A 22987-nucleotide genomic window follows, 5' to 3' on the forward strand; every position below is an offset into this window, starting at 1 on the left:
ATTTTGCGTATTCGCGCCTTTGCGTGCTTAAACAGTTCCATTTTTATCAATCCCAGCCTGCCGCAATATAGCAAAAAAGGTTCCTTTAGCCATGTCTTTACCGCCATGCACGGGAACTATAACAGTTTTATTATTGATGGGATTATAATAAAGCTGATGTGATCCTTTAGTTCTCTTATAAAAGAATCCGTTTTTTTCAAGAATTTTAATCAGGTAAAACGGCGACAGGTTCATGCTGTAACCACATTGAGATTGTATTCAATGGTATCGCTGTCGTCAGGAATAGTTTCTCCGCGTTCTTTTAATTCTTCGATATACAGTGTTATCGCTTCTTTCGCCATACTGAGCCCATGTTCTATGTCTGTTCCATAGGTTATACAGCCGGGCAGGGCAGGTACCGTCACAGTGAAGCCACCTTCGGGCTCCTTGTGCATAAGAATTTTGTAGGAATACTGCATGACATTCAATTTTTTATCAAAGATAATATTTCCGTTTTGACAAAGCAATCAATCCTACGAACATTCTTTAAAAAGAAGGTGCTTTTTTTTCCACGTTACACCAGAAAGCTGATATCTGCGCCGGGCTCAAATTCTTTGGGTTCCTGCCCATATAAAAAGTGCCGCATGGGACGTTTGCCTTTAAGGCTGAGAACATCGCCTTCAAGCTGCAGCAGCGTGGCTTCGCGCAGACCAACAACTGTAATGTCGCGGTTGAGCGCGATAAATTCTTCAATGCGCTGCTGCCGTGTTTCGCCACCGTGCCCTTCGGGATTCGCATCCAGGTAATGCGGATTAATCTGGAAGGGGACAAGGTTGAAACAGTTGAAACTTGCGGGTTCCGTAATGGGCATATCGTTGGTGGTTCTGAGAGTGGGACATGCCACGTTGGCACCTGCACTCCAGCCCATATATGGCATTCCGGCAAGAACACGATTGCGGATAGGTTCTATGAGATGTTCTTTGTGAAGCATGGCAACCAGATTAAAGGTGTTTCCACCGCCTACGGCAATAGCTTCTGCCTCCATTACTGCGTTAACGGGGTCAGCAAACCGATGAACAGACTGAATTTCGAAACCAAGTTCAGCATATACCTCAGCAACCCGCTTTTCATAATCATCCCACGACACCGTTATTCCGGCATAGGGGACGAACAGTATTTTTTTAATTCCGCTGCCTGTAAGAAACTCGCTTATATATTCGCGCGGCCATCCCAGATAGGCTTCTCCCGCGTTGGTCGAATTGCTGATCAGTAATAATTTCATATTTCAATTAATTAGTTAATTCGGCAATTAGTCAATTTGAAAATGAACCTTTGCATCTTCGCGTCTTTGCGTGCTTTATTAATTAGATAATTTGGCAACTAGTTAATTTGAAAATTAGATAATTCGGCAATTTGAAAATTAGTTCCGCCGGTGGCGGACTTCCGCTTCGCTCCAGCTCACGACTCACGACTCACGACTATCTGACTAAGGCACGTAATCGTATGCTCCGAGGTCGGGTGGCGGATTGACTGCGCGGTTGTTTCCGAGAATGTCGGTAATAAGACTCAGTGTGGAAGTGTTGATGACGCTCATAGTGCCTATATCAATAGCATAAGAACCGGGTGACAGCCTGTAGTCGTTGTTTGACGCATCTTTGAACAAGGGGTCATTTACGTGGCAGTTGACAAAATGTGCCGGGTCGGTTAAACTCAATTCTGTTTTCAGAATGCAATTCTCAAATTTATAATTGAACAGTCCTGCTCCTGCAAGGCTGTCGGGCAGAACCTCTTCAGACTGCATACCCCAGACGATGCAGTTTCCGAAATAGGCTTTGTCGAGATCGCCTGTGTAAGTCACCCCGCTGTAATAGTCATCGTAATAATTCGCAATCACCAGAGAAGGCGTATTGCGGGTGCTGTAACTCCAGTTATTGCCGATGCTGCAGTGTCTGAAGTCATAATCACCACCGGTAGTCAGACACACAGCGTAAACGCCGCAGTTGCCTATCACACAGTTGCCCGCCTGAATCTTATAGAATTTCGTGAAAACCCCCATGCCGCTCATGTTTTCAATAATGGTATTGGTAAGCGTAAGCTGGTTGCCCATACTTTGCTGCATGGTTTCGGCCTGAATGCCTATAAAGCCGTTTTTGATAATCGCATAATTGAACACATTATCCTTACTGCCTTCATTGATCCAGATGCGGTCCCACTGTCCGGGCAGTTCTTTATAATCGGCGTCCAGCCTGCTTCCCTGAAAGGTGACAGGGTCGGCCATGGTGCCATTCACTTTAATGTTGCCTCCTTTATAAATCCACATACCCGAAGCGTTGTAAAAATGGATTCGTGCGCCTGCATCAATATTCAGAGTGGCGGTTGAGTCCACCACGGCATATCCGTAAATCAAATATGGCTTGTCGTTGGGCCAGGTTATATTTTCATTTTCGCCGGCAACAATTTTGTATTTCAAACTGCTTCCGTATACTTTGTCTGCTACAATGTAATGCGCATCCTGACCCCAGGCCGTGAGTTTAACATCCTGTTCATTTCCGTTTATCTGAAAAATGATAGAGTCCTTAACTACCATGGGCGAGTTACTGTTCTGAGGGTCAACCGTTACCTTCACGAAAATATAGATACTGTCGTTTCCTGCAATTTCAACATCGTTCAGCGATACGGCAGGTGTGCCGTCAATATTCATCCTGAAATTTGACGCATTGCCTGTTGCGAGGCTGATTGATGAAATCTTAATCTTTTTACTGTCGGTGTTTTTAACCACAAAATATTTGGTGGTGGATCCGATAGTGGAAAATACCGTATCGAACAACATATTATCAGTTGAAAAACTGAGTTTTACATCAGTGCTTGTGTTAAAATTATCTTTCTTTTTACAGGAAGCGAAAACACCAATGATGATAAGTATAAACAGTAAATTACGCGATTTCAGAATTCTCATGCTCCTCTTTTGAGTTTTTGTGCCTTGATTAATACGACAGAATTGTAAAAATATTGTCTGCGGCATCATTAAATCAGGCAAAAACAAAAATACAATAAATTCGAAACAGCCATGGGTAAAAATTAGACCGTAAAAGGTTTAATTTATGAAAATGATTTTCTGTGTATAAGCACCACTTGTCTCCTTCCTTAACGATAACTTAATATGAATAAATATCAATAACAGTTCTAATACTAAGATAATGTGATTATTATTGAATCTATATAAAGTTATACTTTATGCCTGATTTTTTTGTTTGAATGGTCAATCTTTTGTAATTTTGTTGCCATAATTATAATATATTGTAATACAGTATCTTTACACTTTTGACCCCGTAAAAACCCGCTTTACAATATCCTAACTAAACGTTAAAGCCTTTCAACCCCATGAGTTATATAAAATTCACTAAAGAACAGCTTGTTAACCTTAAATATTCCTTAAGCAGGGAATTGATACGGTCTAACAGGGCAGGCTCCTTTGCATCAACTACAATATCAGGCTGTAACACACGTAAATACCATGGTTTGCTCATAGTTCCTCAGCCAAATGTTGACAATGAATGCCATGTGTTGCTTTCAACTATTGATGAGACTGTTATCCAGAATGACGCAGAATTTAATCTTGGGATTCACCAGTATACACCCGGTGTATTTTTCCCAAAAGGTCATAAATACCTGCGTGAATTTATTGCGGAGCCGATTCCAAAACTTACATACCGCGTTGGAGGTGTTATTCTTACAAAAGAAATGCTGTTTTCAATTGAAGAAGACCGCATTCTGATAAAATATACGCTTGTTGAAGCACATTCGGCTACAACACTGCGCTTTAAACCTTTTCTGGCCTTCCGCAACAGACATAGCTTAACCAAAGCCAATGTTGATGCCGACACCCATTATGAGCAGGCCGAGAACGGCATCAAAATGAGAATGTATCCCGGATTTACACCGCTTTACCTTCAGTTCTCCAAGCAGGCAGAATACGTGCATGTTCCCAACTGGAATTACAATATAGAATACAGTCAGGAAAAAGAACGGGGCTATGATTATATAGAGGATTTATTAGTGCCCGGCTATTTTGAACTTCCGATGAAGAAGGGCGAGAGCATCATTTTTGCAGCCGGAACCAAAGAAACCGCATCATCATCGCTGAAAAAAATATTTACTGCTGAAGTGGGCAAGCGCATTCCACGCGATAGTTATCGCAACTGCCTGGTAAATTCTGCTCACCAGTGTCTGGTTTTCAACGGACGTAAGGTAGAAGTAATTGCAGGCTTTCCGTGGTTTGGCCGCTGGGGACGCGATACGTTTATTTCTCTGCCCGGGTTAACCCTCACAACCGGCGATCATCAAACCTGCAAAAAGGTGATTGACACCATGATTGCCGACTTGAAAGGACCGTTGTTTCCCAATATCGGGAGCGGCTCAACGGCAGCATACAATTCTGTTGATGCGCCCTTGTGGTTCTTCTGGTCGTTGCAGCAATATTCGGAATATACAGGCACCCGTGAGAAAATATGGAAAGAGTATGGCAATAAAATGAAGCTTATACTCAACGGTTACCGCAATGGTACAGAGTTCAATATCAGGATGCAGGAAAACGGACTGATTTGGGCGGGAATGCCCGGAAAGGCACTTACCTGGATGGATGCCGTTGTTCACGGCAAGCCCGTTACTCCGCGCATCGGAATGCCTGTTGAGATTAATGCGCTGTGGTATAATGCCATTATGTTTGCTTTGGAAACCGCTTCCATGGCCGGTGACGAAGATTTTATCAATGAATGGTCGGGGATTGCAATGCGCATTCGGGTATCGTTCAAAGAAACGTTCTGGGACAAGGATAAAGGCTATCTGGCAGATTATGTAAACGGAACTTATAAAGACTGGGCGGTTCGTCCGAATATGATTTTTGCTGCATCCCTGCCGTACAGCCCCGTGAGCGAACAGATTCGCAAGCTGATAATTGATACGGTGGGCCGTGAACTGCTTACTACACGTGGGCTGCGTACGCTTACACCCAAACATCCCGACTATAAAGGATGTTATTACGGAACTATGGAGCAACGCGACCATGCGTATCATCAGGGAACGGTGTGGCCCTGGCTGCTCGGACATTATGTTGAAGCATTCCTGAAGATACACGGCGACTCCGGCATTCAGTGCATCCGCAAGATTTACGAGGGTTTTGAAGATGTGATGACCGAACATGGTGTGGGTTCCATCTCGGAAGTGTATGACGGGGATCCGCCGCACAGGGCAGGAGGAGCACCGTCGCAGGCCTGGAGTGTGGCCGAATTGCTGAGGATTGATTATTTGCTCAAGCAGTACGAAACACCCAAAAAAACGCCGACAGCAAAGAGAACGGCAAAAAAGTAACGAAATGATTTTTCAACCTTAATAAACACAATGAAGGTTTTGATGTTCGGGTGGGAATTTCCACCGCATATAACAGGAGGATTGGGCACGGCTTGCTTCGGGCTTACCAAAGGCTTGATGAAGCACGGCACCGAAGTAATTTTTGTGGTTCCCAAGGCTTTTGGAGATGAAAACCGTGAGGCCGTAAGGCTGGTAAACGCGAGCGATATAAGCATTGATTTTAAAAATTCCATTTATCGTGAGTTCTGGAAACAGATAACCTATATGGAGATTGGGTCAAATCTGATTCCTTATGTTGGCACCGAAGAATTTGAGAATATTGTAAAGCGCAATGAACTGGAAGGCATAGATTCCAATGAGTCTGTGTTCTCAAGCCGCTTTGCCTTTTCAGGAAAATACGGTCACGACCTGATGAAAGAGGTATCGCGTTATGCGCTGGTAGCCTCCACCATTGCCGCATCCAATCAGTTTGATGTAATTCATGCGCACGACTGGCTTACGTATCCGGCCGGTATTGCCGCCAAGAAAGTAAGCGGAAAACCGCTGGTAGTGCATATGCATGCTACCGAATTTGACCGTTCGGGTGAGCATATCAATCAGAACGTATACGACATTGAGCGCAAAGGCATGGAAGAAGCCGATGCCGTTATTACCGTGAGCAATCTGACACGCGACATTGTTATCAACCGCTACGGCATTGATCCCGCCAAGGTGGTAACCGTGCATAATGCCGTTGAGCCTATTGAAAGTCATGAGCATGAAGCATCGCAGCGGGCGGTAAAAGAAAAAATTGTAACTTTTCTGGGGCGCATCACCTTCCAGAAAGGACCGGATTATTTTGTGGAAGCGGCTTATAAAGTGCTTCAAAAAGACCGTAATGTTCGTTTTGTGATGGCCGGCTCGGGCGATATGCTCAACCGCATGGTAAGACGGGTTGCCGAACTGCGGATTTCATCTCATTTTCACTTTACGGGATTTCTGAAAGGTGAGGATGTAGATAAAATGTTTCACCTGAGTGATGTTTATGTGATGCCATCGGTATCAGAACCTTTCGGGATATCACCCCTGGAGGCGATGCGTTCCAATGTTCCTGTTGTAATCAGCAAGCAGAGCGGTGTTGCCGAAGTGCTGAATTACGCGCTGAAAGTAGATTTCTGGGATATCGACAGCATGGCTGACGCTATTTACGGATTGCTTCATTATGATGCCCTTTCGGTGATGTTTCGTCGCTACGGCAGGACCGAAGTGGACAATCTGAAATGGGAGAATGCCGCAGGACAGGTGAATAAAGTGTATGAAAAAGTGCTAATAAAGAATTAACTTATACTATAATGAGGTCAATTTGTTTTTATTTTCAGGTACATCAGCCCTTCAGGCTCAATACCTATCGTTTTTTTGATATCGGTGCAAACCACTATTATTTCGATGATTACCGTAACAGGTACATTCTGCGCAGAATTGCCGATAAATGCTATCTGCCCATGAATAATCTGCTGCTTGACCTTATCAGGGAATACGGCACAGGATTCAAGGTGAGTTTTTCAATTTCGGGCACGGCACTCGATCAGTTTGAACAATATACGCCCGATGTTATCGAAAGCTTTCGCAAGCTGGCGGATACCGGTTGCGTTGAGTTTCTGGCAGAAACATACAGTCACTCATTGTCGGCACTGAAAAGCAAAGACGAGTTTTTCAGGCAGGTAAACGAACAGCGCAATAAGATTGAAAAACTTTTTGGACAAAAGCCTACAACCTTCCGTAATACTGAGCTTATCTATTCTGATTATATTGGTGAAATGGTTGCTGAATTAGGTTTTAAAACCATGCTTACCGAAGGAGCCAAACATGTGCTGGGATGGAAAAGCCCGAATTTCATGTACTGCAATGCCATCAATCCGAAGCTGAAATTGTTACTGAAAAATTTTCAGATGAGTGACGATATTGCATTCCGCTTTTCACAGACATCGTGGGATCAGTGGCCGCTTACAACCGAAAAATATGTTGACTGGCTCAACGCCGTGAATCCATCAGAAGAAACGGTCAATCTTTTCATGGATTATGAAACTTTTGGTGAGCACCAGTGGAAAGAAACTGGCATCTTCGAATTTATGAGAGCTTTACCTGCACGGGTATTCTCGCATTCCAATTTCACGTTTAATACGCCGGCAGAGCTTTCAGAAAGAATGCAACCTGTAGGTGCCATTCATGTTCCGGATCCTATTTCATGGGCCGACGAGGAGCGCGACCTCACTGCATGGCTTGGCAATGAACTGCAAGACGATGCTTTCAACGCATTGTATGCGCTGGAAGAAAAAGTGAAACATTGTACTGATGATTTTATCCAGCGTGACTGGCGCTATCTGCAAACCAGTGACCATTTCTATTACATGTGTACCAAGTGGTTCAGTGATGGCGATGTGCATAAATACTTCAATCCGTATAACACACCCTATGAAGCTTACATCAACTTCATGAATATTCTTTCCGATTTTGTGATTCGGCTTGACGAAGCAGGTAATAATGAACAATTATCAATGAATAATGAAAAATTAAAAACGAAGAAAGTAAAGGCCGCTCCTGTAAAGAAATCTGTTCCTGTGAAAAAAGTTTCTGCACCGAAAGCTGCAACATCTGCGAAAGCGCCTGTAAAAAAAGTTGCTCCGGCAAAGAAGGCAGTTGCTGCGAAAAAAGTTGTGGCGGCCAAAAAGGCTGTTGCCCCGAAAGTGAAGGTTTCTGCGAAAGCGCCCGTTAAAAAGACTGCTCCTGTAAAGAAAGCAGTGGCTGCGAAAAAGGCAGCTCCTGCGAAAACTAAAACACCTGCAAAGAAGGCTGCAGCTTCAAAATCAAAGGGTGTGTCCAAATCCAAAAAGTAATTCAGTACGCTGCTTTGGGAGAACAGGAATTCAAATTTGAAGAAGGGCTGACATACAGTTTTGTTGTCACAGGATTGATACAGATGCCTCCTGACGATGAGGAATTTTTTGTGTTGCGGAGCCGGCAGAACAGCCGTCATCTTCTGAGTAAAAATCTTTACGCTGCTTACGGTATTTCGCCGGGCATGGAAATTACGTGCAAGGTTGACAAAGTAAATTGTTCCGGTAAAATGTTTCTGGAGCCCGAACATCCGCATTACAAAACGGGCGGAGTTTATGATTTTAATGTGATACGCACTATTTCAATCACAAATTCTGTCGGAAATGTTGAGAAAATGACCGTGGTGAGCGATATTGCCGGCAATGAGATTTTTGTTCCTTACTCTGAGTTGCCTGACGGCGGCGAGCAAACACGCCTTTCCTGCCGTGTGGAACGCATCAAAAAAGGCTTACTTTTTCTGTCGCATTATCAGGGCGAAACACCGCCATCGCAGCTTGAACAGGGTAAGACATATCGTTTTGAGATTAAAGGAATAGTAACGCTGGCAAGGCATCTGGAGTATTATAAACTGGAATGCATGGGCGAAACCCATTATTTGCGTACCCGCTATTATGAGGCATATGCGTTTCCCGCACAATCTGAAGTATATTGTGAGGTTGTGGAACCCACTGTTCCTTATACGCATTACCTTGAGCCTGTTCATCCATTTTACAAAGCAGGCGAAGTGTATGAATTTGAAAATACAGGCCGCAGTATAATCAGCCACGATCTGGGCGAGGTGTATCACGTGCTGATGCTGAAAGATAAAATCGGACACAGTTATCCGGTGCCTTGCAGGAATAAGGATATTACAGCAGGCAATTACGTACGCTGCCGTGTAGAAAAAATACGGATGAGTAAAGTGTATCTTGAATGTTTGGAATAAAATTCTTATAACGATTATTAAAACTTAAACTATAATGAAGAAATTACTGATTGCCATGATGCTGTTTGTCTTTATATTCAGTGTAAACGCACAGGATTTTAAGAAAGTTGAACTTCCTGCACCCCGGAAAGATGGCGGAAAACAGTTGCTTAAAGCGCTAAACGACCGTAAAACGAATCGCTCTTTCAAAGAAGATAAACTTCCGCTGCAGCTATTGTCTGACCTGCTGTGGGCAGCTTTCGGCGTAAACAGACCTGACAACGGTAAGCGCACGGCACCATCGGCCATGAACAATCAGGAAATTGACCTTTATGTGTGCCTTTCAGAAGGTGTGTATATTTATAATGCAGAGAAAAACACGCTGGATCCAGTATTTGCGGGAGATGTTCGTGAAAAAATGGGGAAGCAGGATTTTGTAGGTGTTGCGCCTGTTGTGATTGTATATGTAGCCGACTATTCCAGAATGGGCGTTGTAATGACCAAAGACCAGAAGGCATTTTATTCGGCTGTTGATACAGGATTGATCAGCGAAAATGTTTATCTGTTCTGCAGTTCAGAAGATCTGGCTACGGTAGTGCTTGGATACATTGACCGTGATAAAATGGCAGAGATACTCAAATTGAAGGGCAATCAAAAAGTGCAGCTTACGCAGCCGGTCGGTTATCCTGAGTAATCAGGAACTCTAGTAATTGATTTTATACTCTTTGAATTTGCCTTTGTCCTGAATGGCCTGAACCGCATCTTTAAAGGCATCATCGTTTTCGTTGAATACACGCCAGTATGCGCCGTAGTTCCAAACGTTGCGGGCAATCCATGCCTTGACGAAATTTTTCATATAGAACTCGGAAATCTTATATTGTTCCTCATTCTTTTTCACACCTTCTTTCGCAGCAAAGTCGGTCAGGTCTTTCATGAAGGCTTCGTCAATCACAAATTTTTTCAGATAGTCTTCAACATCAGGATAGGTTTTCTTAATCTGGTCACGACGTGTTTCGAGGTATTGGAGCACGTAAAGGTTTATAATATTTTTGCGCAGCAAATCCGAATAATAATCGGTGATTCGTGTTGTATCAAGCGGGATAAAAAGGTCGGGCATAATGCCGCCGCCGCCATAAACAATGCGTTTATTGGGCGTAGAATATTTAAGAGAATCGGGGAACTTGATACTGTCGGGATTCACTAACTCGCCGTGTTTGTAGCGGTCGGTAAGATCTTTATAATATTTTTCGGTTCCTTCATTGTATGGTTTCTGCACGCAACGACCGGTAGGAGTGTAGTAATGTGCCGTTGTAAGCCGCATTACCGAACCATCAGGAAGATTGTACGGACGTTGAACGAGACCTTTTCCGAATGACCTGCGACCGATAATCAGTGCGCGGTCCCAGTCCTGCACGGCACCGGTAACAATTTCGCTGGCACTGGCTGAGCCTTCATTAATCAGCACAACCAATTTTCCGGTTTCAAAATCACCTTTTGAAGTTGCAAAACTTTCCTGTTTCGGGCTGTAAAAACCTTCGGTATAAACGATGAGTTTTCCTTCGGGTAAAAATTCATCAGCCAATTCAATCGCTGTATTCAGGTAGCCGCCTGAATTATCGCGAAGATCGAGAATAAGGTTCTTCATGCCTTTTTCTCTGAGCTCGGCTGATGCTTTACGAAACTCGTCCATGGTGGTTGAGCCGAACTTATTCAGTTTGATATAGCCTATTTCCGGAGCTGCCATATAAGCGGCATCCATGCTGTTGATGGGAATTTTATCGCGGGTAACAACATAATCTGCAAGGTCTTTTTTTCCTTTACGATAAATGCTGATAGTAACCTGCGTGCCTTTGGCACCGCGCAAATGTTTTAAAACAAAGTCTTCGTTAATTTTAGAACCGGTAGCATTTTCACCGTCAATCTTTACGATTTTATCTCCTGAAAGAATTCCGAGTTTCTCTGAGGGCCCATCGGGAACCGGCGTAATAACAACGATTGTATCGCGAACCAAATTGAACTGAATTCCGATTCCTTCAAAATTGCCTACCAGTGGCTCATTTGCTTTCTCAACATCAGACTTAGAAATGTAGGTGGAATGCGGATCAAGTTTTTTGAGCATCGCAGTAATGGCGTCTTCTGTGAGCTTTGCTTCGTTCACGGTATCAACATAAGCCATGCGGATAATTTGCAGAGCTGCTGAAAATTTCTGATCAGACACCTTTGGATCGTGGCGCTGTGCAATACTTACAGAAGAAAAACTGAAAAATACGCAAGCAAAAAGTATGGTTAGAGGGGAAGTAAATTTTCGATTCATGTTGTCCATACACTTGATTTGTTAATTAACCTTTTTGCATTTTAGGGATTGCAAAATTATGCTTTTTTCTTTTCCGTTTAATATAATGTGTAAGAAAACTTTTTCCGGAGTTTCTAATCAAAAATTAATGCAAGGCTTTTTGAAACTCTTTTATTTACAATGCTTTCAGTATTCCCGGACAAATACACAGGTCTTTTAACGCATACAATTCAAAAAAGTTCCGCTGAAAGCAAAATAATGTTTTATATAACCTTAATTAGTGTCGATGAAATGTTCGGTGAAATACTTAAATTATTAATTACTTTTGGTCTGCAAGGAATGCAACAGGACAATTTGTCATAAAATGAAATCCGTATTTTGCAGAACAATTCCTTAATTGATAAGTTGTTACATTTGATATTGTTTAAAATACGATGAATGCGTTCGTGGTTCGACTTTTGCCAAGAAGGAGAAAGGTCGCCGAATTATTTAAGTTGAATAAACTATGTGGATTAGCTGATGGAAGATAAGAAAAGGTTGCTGCGCAGCATGATATTCCCCCTTTTTATGCTTGTGCTGATGTGGATAGTAAAACTGACAGAGTATTTTTTTAATCTCGATTTTTCATCATTGGGCATCAAACCACTGGATGGTTTCGGACTTATTGGCATTGTGACCTCGCCCATGCTTCATGCTGATTTTCCTCACATTCTGGCTAATTCAATCCCATTCTTCGTTTCAGCCTCCATCATTTTCTATTTTTATCGAGAAATCGCTTTCAAGGTCTTCTTTCTGATATGGGTAATTACCGGAATCTGGGTATGGTCGTTTGCGCGCGGAGGCGTTCACATCGGCGCAAGCGGAATTGTTTATGGATATCTTTCCTTCCTGTTTTTCAGCGGAATTATTCGACGTAACGCCCGTCTGATGGCCGTATCACTGCTGGTAATTTTTCTGTATGGTGGATTGCTCTGGGGAATATTTCCGAATTTTTTTCCCGACAGGAATATCTCCTGGGAATCGCATCTGATGGGCGGAGTCGCCGGTTTTGTCTTATCTGTTTTCTACCGAAAAAGAGGCATGCAGAAAGAGGAATACCACTGGGATGATGATGATGATGATGATTTCACGGAGATGATTGAAGAGCAGCCTGCAGAGCCTGATGAGCAGAAAGAACAATTCAATGCCTGATGCTCTCAGTTTTTAGTTTTCCACACTTCAAAGTGTGCGCTTTCACAAATTTTTACACATTTCTTGCGAATGATGTCAATATAACCGTACAGGTCATCGGGCCAGCTCATGGGGATGAGTGCCCATGCCATATTTTTTGATTCGTATTTGTCAAGCAGGAAATACACGGTGTCTTTTGCGAGCGCTTCATTCAGACAACCGTAGAACTGCGGCTTCGCGCCCACATATTCATTTCCCTGAACCCAGTCGAGCGGAAGCGGGTTACGGCTTCCCGTAACAGGATAAATCATCGCATTGTTGGGAAGCATTGCGAAATGGTCTTTTATTCCGGGAAGGCTGTCGTATAAGTGCCGGAAATCTTCAAAATAAGCGAAGGTATTTGGGTTTGTTTTTATTTCGCCGAAAGCGGGAAAAAGGCTGCCCAGATCTTTGGTGAGGTAGATGGAAGCACGATCGCGATAATTGAAATTGCGCTGCCCGTTGATTGAAACACCAAGTAAGGTCAGTGTAACAATAACCAGCAATAATTCCTTGAGACGAAAGCGCCAGGCATATTGTGCCAGTGTTTCAAGTTTGTTATTCCAGGCAAGCGAAGGAAAAGAGATCAGTTCGAGTTTGCTCACGATGACGTATAAAAGGTAAGCAACACCGGATGCAAGAATGCCTGCAGCGAAAACAGGAAAATTGTCGCCCAGTGATATGCTGGAAGTCCATGCAATCAATAATGCAAACAACAGTGTGATGCGTGTTGGGACATCAAGCAGGCGCAGGTACATGGCGGGAACCATCAATGAAACAAACATCCAGAAAAATTCAAAGGGAATTATTTTATACTCTTTGAATGCAAAAAATAAGAAGGAGCAGAGCAGAAATGTGCTACTGTAGGTAATAACGAACACCTGCCACATTCCTTTGTTCCTGCCATTTAACTGGCGTCGCAGTGCCGATGGCAGCCCCCTGATACTGCTGCGTTTCATGAAGGTGAGAATAAAATATACGGTGATAAGAATGAAATTCAGCGGCAGCATGCGGGCTTTCAGAAAAGATTTTATGTACCGAATAATGCCGGTATCAAAAAGCTCGGTGCGTCCTGTCATCTGATGTTTGAAGCTTTCCCAGGCGCCGGTATCAACCAGAAAAACAGCATAGGCAATGAGAGGCAAGGTGCCTGCCAGGAGTACAGGAAACAGCAGCAGAAACCGTCTGCGACGCATCAGCACAATAGCTGAAAGCAGCGCCACCCATATAAACGGCAAAATAAAACTCTGACGGCAAAGCGCGGCCAGCGCCATAAAAAAGAGGGATGCCGTCAACTGAAAAGCAAGATTCAGTCCTTTAACTTTTGAATTCAGCGAGGCCGAAAAAAATGCAAATGAAATGATTGAAAAGAACAGGGCGTCAATTGTTGTCCATGGGTAGAGATTGTAAGTGTTCATATTCAGCAGAAAGCACCAGGTGGCGGCACACAGGAACAGCAGTGTGTCCGGCTTTCGTGTTATGCTGCCGGCTCCGTTTTTCAACAGAATGAAAACCCAAAGAAACGAAAACAGAAAAAATTCAAAGATTACAAACCATCGTCCGCTGTTGACCAGAGGCAGGGGAGAAATAAAATGAATTGAATGCAACACACCGGAGAATACGGGACGGATTGAAATAAAATCGCGATGCGGAATTTCGCCCTGCAGCAAACGATATGACTGCGCAATTATCACACCTTCGTCGGTTGGATTAAAACCTTCGTTTGACGTGTATTGTACGCTGTAAAAGAGCAGCCCGAAAAACAGCGCTGCTAAAAGTGAAATGAGAATATACCTGATACCTTTTTTCAACGGCGGGCTTGTATTTGATTTATTACAAATATAGAAAAACAACTCATGAATTCCTACAGAAACAAGAAAAATTAGTGTTCTACAGCTTAGGCGGAGGCAATGCTTTTTTCTTTTTTGGAGGCGGCGGGTTGCGCGCATCAATATCTTTCACGTACACCCAACGACCGCTGCGGAAAACAAAAGCATCAATAATATTTGTTTCGGGGACATAGAACTGGTATTGCCCTTCCAGGTCGGTTGAATATTCTGAAACACGTGCATCGAGCGGACCGAGGCGGTCGAACACAATCATGTTCTCGCGTTTAAGCACGTCTTTCTTTTTTTTGTTTTTCTTTTTCTTGAAAACGTGCATGAATTGTTTTTCGTACTTAAGCGACATGCTTGCCTTAGCCGAATACTCAAATACAACGCGCACAGGTTTTTCTTTTTCCTTATATTTTCTGAAAAGCGCAGCACCAAAAACCGGACTGCCGGAGCTTTTAAATGAAATTACTTCAATTACTTTCTTCGTAGTCAGCAATGAATTTCCTTTCCATCCCAGTAATGTATAGCTTTTATGTCCTTTATACTTTGTTTGTATAACCTTATAATACACGGCTCCGAGCCAGTTGTCGGGTGCAAGCAATTTCATTTCGGGGGAGCTTATATAATCCGATTTGTCGTTCAGCTCATACAATTTCTCACCTTCATCTGCTTTTGGGTTCAGTTGCAGATATCCGAAATACTCATAATCCCCGTTGTCTTTTCGTACGGCCCAGGTATACAGCCGGAATGCCTCATCAGCAGGGGTAATTACAGACATATAGCGTACGGAATCCCAGGTCAGTTCGAATGAGCCCTGACTTTCGAGTAAACCACCCAGCATTTTATTGAATTTCTCATTGCATTCATAGCGCGCAAATTCCGGCTTGAGCGTGGGCATTTTATTCCCCAGCACCTTCAATGAATCCTGCAATTTCAACAGTTCGTCTTTGCTCTGGGCGAAAGACGCCGGTGAAAACAGCTGAAAAAGGAGGAAAATTGAAATCAATTTGCGCATCATAAGTGCTTATACGGTAAAATGCTCTTAGGGTTATAACGGTGATGCAATAATGTTTATTTTAGCGCTCTGTTTCGCAAAACGCTTTTGATTTGCAGTTTTGCGAAAGTAATATTTTTAGCTGAATGAATATTAACGAACGTTTAGAAGCATTTGCGAAGTTGTCTGAAGTGCTTGTATCTTATAATGGTGAAGAGCTTCAGAATCGCCCATACAGCAGTACGCTCGACAAAGCACTGCGCGAGGCTTCATTTCACAACGGATGGTTTACACGCGATAATTTGTTGACTGCAATTCACAATCTGGGAGTAATGATACGTCGTGATCAGCTTAAGACGTGGGTTGACCGTTATCCGCAATTGACAGGCGGGCATAATAGCCCTGTAACCGTTGCTGTGATTATGGCGGGCAATATTCCGCTTGCCGGATTTCACGATTTCCTGTGCGTGCTGATGAGCGGAAATATTTTTTTGGGGAAACTCTCTTCATCCGATAAGTTTCTATTGCCGGCTCTGGCAGCCATTCTGACAGAGATTGAACCGCGGTTCAACAGCTTTATTTCCTTTGCCGATAATCAGCTCAAAGGATTTGACGCGGTAATTGCGACAGGCAGCAACAATTCGTCGCGGTATTTTAACCAGTATTTTGGCGGTTATCCGCACATTATCCGACATAACCGTAACAGCGCTGCAATTATTAACGGCAGTGAAACTCCGCAAGAACTGAACGGACTTGCTGAGGATATTTTCCTGTATTTCGGAATGGGTTGTCGTTCGGTTTCATTCCTGATGTTACCCACAGGCTATGATATCAGCACCTTTTATGAGGCAATGCTGCCGTTTGCCCGTGTCAGGGACCACAATAAATACATGAACAACTACACTTATAATATGTCGTTGTACCTGATGGACAGCAAGCCCTTTCTGGATAATGGATTCCTGCTGCTTCGAAGGAATGAATCGCCGGCATCGCCGGTATCAGTGCTTCATTACATAGAATATGAAAAGCCGGAAGAAATTGTCGCTATATTGGAATTACAGAAGGAATTGCTGCAGTGTGTTGTTGGAAAAAATATCAAATTCCCTGATCTGGTTTCCTTCGGTAATGCACAAAAGCCGACGCTTTCCGACTATGCAGACGGAGTAGATACCATGGCTTTTCTGATGAACCTGAAGAATATTTCCCGGATTTAATAACTGATTGTTTAATTTTGCCCGCTCATTTAAAAATTAGTCTCATGCAAAAATTCGATTTCGATTTTTTTGAGAATTTCCAAAAGACCTTCAAAGGCGACACCGAAAATACCTTTCCTGTATGTCTTGAATGTGGCGGAATATGTGAATATAAAAAGATAAGCTCGCTGCTTCCGGGCGAAGCTGAATTCATGGCAATGAAGCACGGAATGGAATTGCAGGCATTTCGTGATAAATATCTGGACGGGTTTATTTATGAAGGTCAGGTCATCGACATTATTAAATGCTCGGTTCGCTGCCCTTTTCTGGAAACAGATAATTCGTGCGGTGCACGTGGGTTCAAACCCATTATGTGCCTGATATATCCTATTATTTTTGAAAAGGAAAACGATGGCTGGAAAGTGACTCTCGACGATCGCTGCCCGCTTATCCGTCTTGAAAAAACGCGTTCATTCTTTACAACGGAAGGAATTAAAATGGTGGAAGACCTTCATATTCCCGGCGAATGGATTAATATCGATTATACTTTTGACCTGTATGATTTTGATTATAACATGATGATTGCTGCACGCGATGTGCCGGTTGATACGTATAAAATTTACACTTATGATGAAATCATGAAGTATCGGGAGGTGTAGACTTTTACAAGAACAGCAGAGAATAAGAGAGCCGCAGCTATTAAGCTGCGGCTCTCTTATTATAACATCCTATTTTCACAAAATTCACCGGTTAATTATGAATCAGTGAATTGATGTGATATTAATCAAGTGAGTGAACCACCAGACCACTTCTCAGTTTTGGTTCAAACCAGGTAGTTTTCGGAGGCATAATATTGCCTGTATCTGCAATGTTGATAAGCTGTTCCATTGACACAGGGTAGAGGGCAAATGCCACTTTCATTTCGCCGCTGTCAACGCGTTTTTTAAGTTCACCGAGCCCACGGATGCCGCCAACAAAATCGATACGTTTGTCGGTGCGCAGGTCTTTTATCCCCAGAATATTATCCAGCACAAGTTTTGAAAGAACCGTCACATCAAGCACTCCGATAGGATCGCTGTCGTTGAATGTTCCTTGTTTTGCAGTCATGGAATACCATTTACCTTCGAGGTACATGCTGAAATTATGGAGGCAGCAGGGTTTGTAAATTTCTGTACCTTTTTCTGCAATGTCGAAAACTTCTTTGGCTTTTTCAATGAAAGCTTCTGCCGTAAGGTTATTTAAATCTTTTACAACACGGTTATAATCGATGATGGTAAGCTGGTTGTCGGGAAAGTGAACGGCCAGAAAGAAATTATATTCTTCGTTTCCGGTGTGATTGGGATTGTTATTCTTTTTCTCGTTGCCCACCAGTGCGGCAGCTGCAGTGCGGTGATGACCGTCGGCCACATAAGTTGCCGGAACTTTTGCGAACAATTCTATTATTTTTTTGACAACCGCAGCATCGCTGATTACCCAGAAATGGTGACCAAATCCGTCGTCGGAGGTGAAATCGTAGGCCGCTTTTTCTGTTTTTACAATATGTGCAATGATGTCATCTATTTCTTTAACGGCAGGGTAGGTAAAGAATACCGGTTCCATGTTGGCATTGGTAATGCGGACATGTTTCATGCGGTCTTCTTCTTTATCTTTACGAGTCAGCTCATGTTTTTTAATGATGCCATTCATATAGTCATCAACGGCGGCGCAGCCAACAAGACCATACTGAGTGCGTCCGTTCATGGTTTGAGCATATATGTACAAACATTCCTGTGTATCTTTAACCAGCCAGCCATTGCTCTGGAATTTCAAAAAATTCTCTTTTGCTTTTTCATAAACGCGGGGTTCATGTTCATCAATGCCAGCTTCAAAATCAATTTCCGGTTTAATGATGTGCAGCAGTGAATAATCGTTTCCTTTTGCTTCTTCGCGTGCTTCGGCTGAGTTCAGCACATCATACGGTCTGGATGCCAGATTGCGGGCAATTTCTACCGGTGGTCTGAGTCCTTTAAATGCTTTTAAGATTGCCATATCGTTGAATGTTTATCAGTGGTATTTTTTATAGAATTGTGCGGCAAAGATAATAAAAGCCAACAATTAGAGCATGAAAGAAGAAGTGATAATTTTGGCTTTGCGGATATTAAAAAAACCGCTTCCAAAAGGAAGCGGTTTATACTGATGCTATCAGATTTCCCGCGTTAGCAGGCTTTACTCAGGATTGGATACGCAAAACGTCTTTTTTATCAGCTTGTAAATTTATTAAAAGACATTTCATCATCATCATCTTCTTCAACCAGCTCAGGACCTTTGGCTGTGCGCTGCAGCGATGCTATCAGCGCGCCGACCATCTTTGTCATCTCGATGAGCTGCTGCCGCGATTCTTCAATACTGCTCTCTGAAATAAATTTCAGCCGTTGAGCAATCGTAGTTATTACGATGCACTCGCGTATTGAACTTTTGGCCATTTTCAGGTAATAAATAAACTGCGTTTTATTACGGCCTGAACCTTCAGCAATATTTATTGCAATGGATTCGGCAGCATGCATAAACTTGGCAGAGAGGGCGTGGCGCTCATTTTCGGGAAACGATTTAGTGTATCCGTGAACCAGCCCAACGTAATCCAGCGCTTTGTTGTAAATTCTCAGATCTTCGAATCTAAAGAAGAATACGTTGTTTTTATCCTGTTCCATGAGTATGAGTATTTGATTTAAGTTGCTTTTGAATTTGGTTCGTGAAACGGTTAGAATTTATTTACCTGGAACGTTGTAATTTTCTTTTCAAGATAGCCAACAATTTGGTTTGCCGCAGCGAGTCCTGCATTGATATTCGCTTCTGATGTTTCAGCGCCTTGTTTTTTGGGCGTGCTGTAATATCTGTGCTCATATTTTAACAGGTCGGCATGGCACTCAGGTGCGATATCCGAAACATATTTAAAATCGGGTCTTTCTTCAAGGATGCGTTTCAGCGATTCTTCGTCCATAACTTCTTTGCGTGCTGTATTTACAACGGTTCCGCCTTTTGGCATTTTTGATAGAAGGTCGAAGTTGATGGATTTTTTCGTGTCAGCATTCGCCGGAATATGCAGTGAAATGTACTGGCAGGTGGTATACAGGTCGGCAACAGTTGCCACTACTTTGATTCCATCGGCTTCTATTGCTTCTTTTGCAATAAACGGATCAAAAGCATACACATCCATTCCAAAGCCTTTGGCGATGCGAGCTACGTGTTTTCCAACAGCGCCGTATGCGTGAATACCCAGTTTTTTTCCTTTGAGTTCGCTGCCTGAAATTCCTTTAAAACAGCCGCGTGCCATGAAAACCATCATGCCCAGTGCCAGTTCGGCAACGGCATTCGAATTTTGTCCGGGAGTATTCATAACAACCATTTTCCGCTCTGAGGCAGCAGCCAGGTCGACATTGTCATAACCTGCGCCTGCGCGGACAATTATTTTCAGATTTTTTGCAGCATCAATTACTTCTCTGGTGGCTTTGTCGCTGCGCACAATAAGTGCGTCAACGTCGGCAACAGCCTTCAGGAAATCGGCATTGTCAGTATATTTTTCGAGTAATACGGTTTCGTATCCGGCTTCATCAAAAATCTTTTTAATGCCATTCATTGCAACAGGTGCAAACGGTTTTTCAGTTGCTACTAAAACTTTTGTCATAGTTGAGTACGGTTTTTAGGTTTGTTGGTTAAATATGGTTCAAATTTAATAAATTATTAACACAAAGCAAATTTTGAAAAAAAAATATTTATTTAGAAAAAAGGCCGCTCACAATCGAGACGGCCTATTTTTGTGCGTTTTCAGTATTTATTACACTTTTGATTTTTCAAATTCATTCATGCAATCAACAAAAGCCTGAACGCTTTCAATCGGAAGTGCGTTGTAGGTTGAAGCTCTGAATCCGCCAACCGAACGGTGTCCTTTAATGCCAACCATTCCGGCAGCCTTTGCAAATGCCATGAATTCGTCTTCCAGATTCTTATATTCTTCTTTCATAACAAAGCAAATGTTCATCAGTGAGCGGTCTTCTTTTTCAACTGTACCGACAAATATTTTGCTGTTGTCAATTGCATCATACAGGAGTTTTGCTTTTGCCTGATTCATTTGTTGCAGCACTTTTACGCCACCCAGTGATTTGATCCAACGGAGGGTTTCCATCACTGTATAAATGGGCATACATGGCGGTGTATTGTACATAGAGCCTTCGGCGATATGTGTGCGATAATCGAGCATTGACGGGATGTGACGTTCAACTTTTCCGAGAATATCTTCGCGGATAATCACAAAGGTAACACCGGCAGGTCCGAGGTTCTTTTGCGCGCCGCCATAAATCATGGCGTATTTAGAAACATCAACCGGGCGGCTGAAAATATCAGACGACATATCGGCAACCAAAGGAATAGGGCAGTCGATGTCGGTGTGGATTTCTGAACCGTAGATGGTATTGTTGGTAGTGATGTGGAAATATTCTGCATCAGCAGGAATGGTGTAGTTTTTAGGAATGTAGTTAAAGTTTTTGTCAGCCGATGATGCAACAACTTTAACTTCGCCAAAGCCTTTAGCTTCTTTGATGGCTTTCTTAGCCCAAACGCCGGTTTCAAGATAAGCGGCTTTTTTATTGAGCAGGTTGAAAGGAATCATGCAGAACTGCATGCTGGCGCCACCGCCAAGAAACAGTACTTTATAATTTTCAGGAATGCCTAATTGCTCTTTGAACAGTGCAATGGCTTCATTAAGGATGGCTTCGAATTCCTTAGTACGGTGGGAAATTTCGAGTAATGACAAGCCAATTCCGTTCAGGTCAAGGATGGCTTTTGCAGTGTTCTCAATGGCTATCCGCGGAAGAATAGAAGGACCTGCATTAAAATTATGTATTTTTTTCATCTTTTAAAAATGGTTTATGTTTGGTTTGATTATTCTGTTGAATTCCGGAACAAAGAAAAATATTTTTAGTGAAAAAAGGACGCTTTTGATTTATTTTCTTTTCGGTGGATAAATGATTTCTAATGTTTGATTATTGACTTCCTCTTTATTCTGAAATTAAGTATCCAGATGCCGAGCATAATCCAGCCTATCATTGCCGGATAAAATACCAGCCTCAGGTTGCTGTCTAATTCGCCCGGTGTAAGTGCCGGATTTCCGCTTTTGCCGGGATGTATAGAATCTGCCGCCGTGCGCGGAAGTATCATCATAAATACAATCATCAGTACAAATGCGAAGATGTTATATACCGCGGCAAGCCGGGCTTTTTTCTGTGCATCGGTAAGCGATGAGCGAAGCACGCGGTATGCAAAATAGGCAAGCAAACTTACGGCAGCGCCATTTAATTTAGGGTCGTTGAGCCACCATACACCCCAGGTATACCTTGCCCACACAGATCCGGTCAGTATTCCCAGTATCCCGAAAAAAATGCCGGTATTTACCGCTTCATTGGCAAGCGTATCATAACGTAAATTATTGCTGCGCAGGTACAGCACGCTTCCTGTTGCCGAAATAAGCATCAGTACAATCATGGAAAACCACATTCCGACATGAAAAAAAATTGCGCGGATACTCTGATGTATAACAGGCAAATCGGGGACTTTCACAAGCAAACCGCCAATTATCGTATAAACCAGAAGCAGCACACATAGTATCTTCCACCAGTTTCGGGCAAAAAAATTCTTTTTTATTCTTTCCATATATAAGGGAACAGCACGTAAGCAAGCATAAAAATAATAATATTCAGAACAGCCAGTATTGCCAGGTACGACCATGCTTCAAAAGCCGGTTCTGCAGTTAATGATATACTGCTAAGCCTGATTAACGTAATAAGCAGCGGTACCGATATCGGGAAACTGAGAATCGCGGTCATAGTAAAATTTCCGCCCGAGCGAGAGGCAATACCCGATGATAGCGTGAGCATGCCCGATAATCCTACACATCCGAGAAACAGCGTTCCGAAAAACAAGCCGATATGAATAACCATACTGCCGTATAACAGCATGTAACAGCCCGAGCAAATTAAACCTATAGCAAATGTAAGAGCTGTGTTATAGATCATTTTTGAAAGAATAACGGCGCGCGGATCGGCAATGGTATAATAATATATGAGTCGTGCATGGCTTTCCTGTACAAAACTCTTGGACACGGCATTTACACATGCAAACAGCAGAATTACCCAAAACAGGGCATTCCACGTTGCAGGCTCAATTATTTTTTCAAAGGCAAGATAAGTGATGAAAACCGTGCTGAGAACATATAACAGAATTCCACCAAGGGCATGGCGCTGCCTGAGCTCTATTGCAAAATCCTTTCGTATCAAGCGGTATGTCTGCTGCAGAATCACTAACGAAACA

21 protein-coding genes are annotated in these 22987 nt (G+C 42.8%); 8 read left to right on the forward strand and 13 right to left on the reverse strand.

Going from position 1 to position 22987, the window contains the following annotated elements; genetic code table 11:
• Positions 1 to 27: 27 nt before the first annotated feature.
• The 4 genes from WCM76_08915 to WCM76_08930 form a co-directional block, all read right to left on the reverse strand.
• A complete protein-coding gene (locus WCM76_08915) occupies positions 28 to 234 on the reverse strand; it encodes a type II toxin-antitoxin system HicA family toxin (GenBank protein ID MEI6765748.1) in 207 nt (68 codons plus the stop codon).
• Positions 231 to 458 (reverse strand): type II toxin-antitoxin system HicB family antitoxin, encoded by a 228-nt coding sequence (locus WCM76_08920; GenBank protein ID MEI6765749.1) that lies wholly within the window; start codon positions 456 to 458, stop codon positions 231 to 233. The genes WCM76_08915 and WCM76_08920 overlap by 4 nt, the downstream gene beginning before the upstream one ends.
• Before the next feature lie 95 nt (positions 459 to 553).
• Positions 554 to 1261, reverse strand: a complete 708-nt coding sequence (gene pepE / locus WCM76_08925; GenBank protein ID MEI6765750.1) for a dipeptidase PepE — start codon at positions 1259 to 1261, stop codon at positions 554 to 556.
• Between the two features lie 204 nt (positions 1262 to 1465).
• Positions 1466 to 2935, reverse strand: a complete 1470-nt coding sequence (locus WCM76_08930; protein ID MEI6765751.1) for a hypothetical protein — start codon at positions 2933 to 2935, stop codon at positions 1466 to 1468.
• 425 nt (positions 2936 to 3360) lie between these two features.
• Here WCM76_08930 and WCM76_08935 point away from each other — a divergent pair, with 425 nt between their 5' ends.
• From WCM76_08935 to WCM76_08955, 5 genes are read left to right on the forward strand one after another with little or no spacing between them, the layout of a single operon-like run.
• A complete protein-coding gene (locus WCM76_08935) occupies positions 3361 to 5346 on the forward strand; it encodes an amylo-alpha-1,6-glucosidase (protein ID MEI6765752.1) in 1986 nt (661 codons plus the stop codon).
• Between the two features lie 30 nt (positions 5347 to 5376).
• Positions 5377 to 6666: a glycosyltransferase family 4 protein gene (locus tag WCM76_08940; GenBank protein MEI6765753.1), complete on the forward strand. Its 1290-nt coding sequence runs from the start codon at positions 5377 to 5379 to the stop codon at positions 6664 to 6666.
• An 11-nt stretch (positions 6667 to 6677) separates the two neighbouring features.
• Positions 6678 to 8219, forward strand: a complete 1542-nt coding sequence (locus tag WCM76_08945) for a glycoside hydrolase family 57 protein (GenBank protein ID MEI6765754.1) — start codon at positions 6678 to 6680, stop codon at positions 8217 to 8219.
• Positions 8220 to 8233: 14 nt separating this feature from the next.
• Complete coding sequence (locus tag WCM76_08950) at positions 8234 to 9145, forward strand: hypothetical protein (protein ID MEI6765755.1); 912 nt, start codon at positions 8234 to 8236, stop codon at positions 9143 to 9145.
• A 34-nt stretch (positions 9146 to 9179) separates the two neighbouring features.
• Positions 9180 to 9818 (forward strand): SagB/ThcOx family dehydrogenase, encoded by a 639-nt coding sequence (locus tag WCM76_08955; protein MEI6765756.1) that lies wholly within the window; start codon positions 9180 to 9182, stop codon positions 9816 to 9818.
• Positions 9819 to 9827: 9 nt separating this feature from the next.
• Here the strand turns inward: WCM76_08955 and WCM76_08960 are convergent, their stop codons facing one another.
• Positions 9828 to 11438 (reverse strand): S41 family peptidase, encoded by a 1611-nt coding sequence (locus WCM76_08960; protein MEI6765757.1) that lies wholly within the window; start codon positions 11436 to 11438, stop codon positions 9828 to 9830.
• Between the two features lie 498 nt (positions 11439 to 11936).
• Between WCM76_08960 and WCM76_08965 the strand changes: the two genes are divergently transcribed.
• Positions 11937 to 12608: a rhomboid family intramembrane serine protease gene (locus tag WCM76_08965; protein MEI6765758.1), complete on the forward strand. Its 672-nt coding sequence runs from the start codon at positions 11937 to 11939 to the stop codon at positions 12606 to 12608.
• Positions 12609 to 12613: 5 nt separating this feature from the next.
• Here the strand turns inward: WCM76_08965 and WCM76_08970 are convergent, their stop codons facing one another.
• Complete coding sequence (locus WCM76_08970; GenBank protein MEI6765759.1) at positions 12614 to 14437, reverse strand: hypothetical protein; 1824 nt, start codon at positions 14435 to 14437, stop codon at positions 12614 to 12616.
• Positions 14438 to 14516: 79 nt separating this feature from the next.
• On the reverse strand, positions 14517 to 15479 hold the full coding sequence (locus WCM76_08975; GenBank protein ID MEI6765760.1) for a hypothetical protein: 963 nt from the start codon (positions 15477 to 15479) through the stop codon (positions 14517 to 14519).
• A 122-nt stretch (positions 15480 to 15601) separates the two neighbouring features.
• Here WCM76_08975 and WCM76_08980 point away from each other — a divergent pair, with 122 nt between their 5' ends.
• The gene (locus WCM76_08980) at positions 15602 to 16669 is read left to right on the forward strand and encodes an acyl-CoA reductase (protein ID MEI6765761.1); all 1068 of its coding nucleotides are present in this window, start codon (positions 15602 to 15604) and stop codon (positions 16667 to 16669) included.
• A 44-nt stretch (positions 16670 to 16713) separates the two neighbouring features.
• Positions 16714 to 17307: a YkgJ family cysteine cluster protein gene (locus tag WCM76_08985; protein ID MEI6765762.1), complete on the forward strand. Its 594-nt coding sequence runs from the start codon at positions 16714 to 16716 to the stop codon at positions 17305 to 17307.
• Positions 17308 to 17428: 121 nt separating this feature from the next.
• Here WCM76_08985 and WCM76_08990 read toward each other — a convergent pair whose 3' ends face one another.
• From WCM76_08990 to WCM76_09015, 6 genes are all read right to left on the reverse strand, one after another.
• Positions 17429 to 18676: a DUF1015 family protein gene (locus tag WCM76_08990; GenBank protein ID MEI6765763.1), complete on the reverse strand. Its 1248-nt coding sequence runs from the start codon at positions 18674 to 18676 to the stop codon at positions 17429 to 17431.
• Positions 18677 to 18888: 212 nt separating this feature from the next.
• A complete protein-coding gene (locus WCM76_08995) occupies positions 18889 to 19335 on the reverse strand; it encodes a four helix bundle protein (protein MEI6765764.1) in 447 nt (148 codons plus the stop codon).
• A gap of 50 nt (positions 19336 to 19385) precedes the next feature.
• On the reverse strand, positions 19386 to 20309 hold the full coding sequence (locus WCM76_09000) for a 3-phosphoglycerate dehydrogenase (protein ID MEI6765765.1): 924 nt from the start codon (positions 20307 to 20309) through the stop codon (positions 19386 to 19388).
• 150 nt (positions 20310 to 20459) lie between these two features.
• Entirely contained in the window at positions 20460 to 21533 is a 1074-nt protein-coding gene (serC, locus tag WCM76_09005) for a 3-phosphoserine/phosphohydroxythreonine transaminase (GenBank protein MEI6765766.1), read from the reverse strand.
• Between the two features lie 119 nt (positions 21534 to 21652).
• Positions 21653 to 22330 (reverse strand): cytochrome c biogenesis protein CcsA, encoded by a 678-nt coding sequence (gene ccsA / locus WCM76_09010; GenBank protein MEI6765767.1) that lies wholly within the window; start codon positions 22328 to 22330, stop codon positions 21653 to 21655.
• Positions 22318 to 22977: a heme exporter protein CcmB gene (locus WCM76_09015; GenBank protein ID MEI6765768.1), complete on the reverse strand. Its 660-nt coding sequence runs from the start codon at positions 22975 to 22977 to the stop codon at positions 22318 to 22320. The genes ccsA and WCM76_09015 overlap by 13 nt, the downstream gene beginning before the upstream one ends.
• Positions 22978 to 22987 lie beyond the last annotated feature (10 nt).

The sequence above is a fragment of the Bacteroidota bacterium genome (assembly GCA_037133915.1).
Lineage (GTDB): Bacteria > Bacteroidota > Bacteroidia > Bacteroidales > CAIWKO01 > JBAXND01.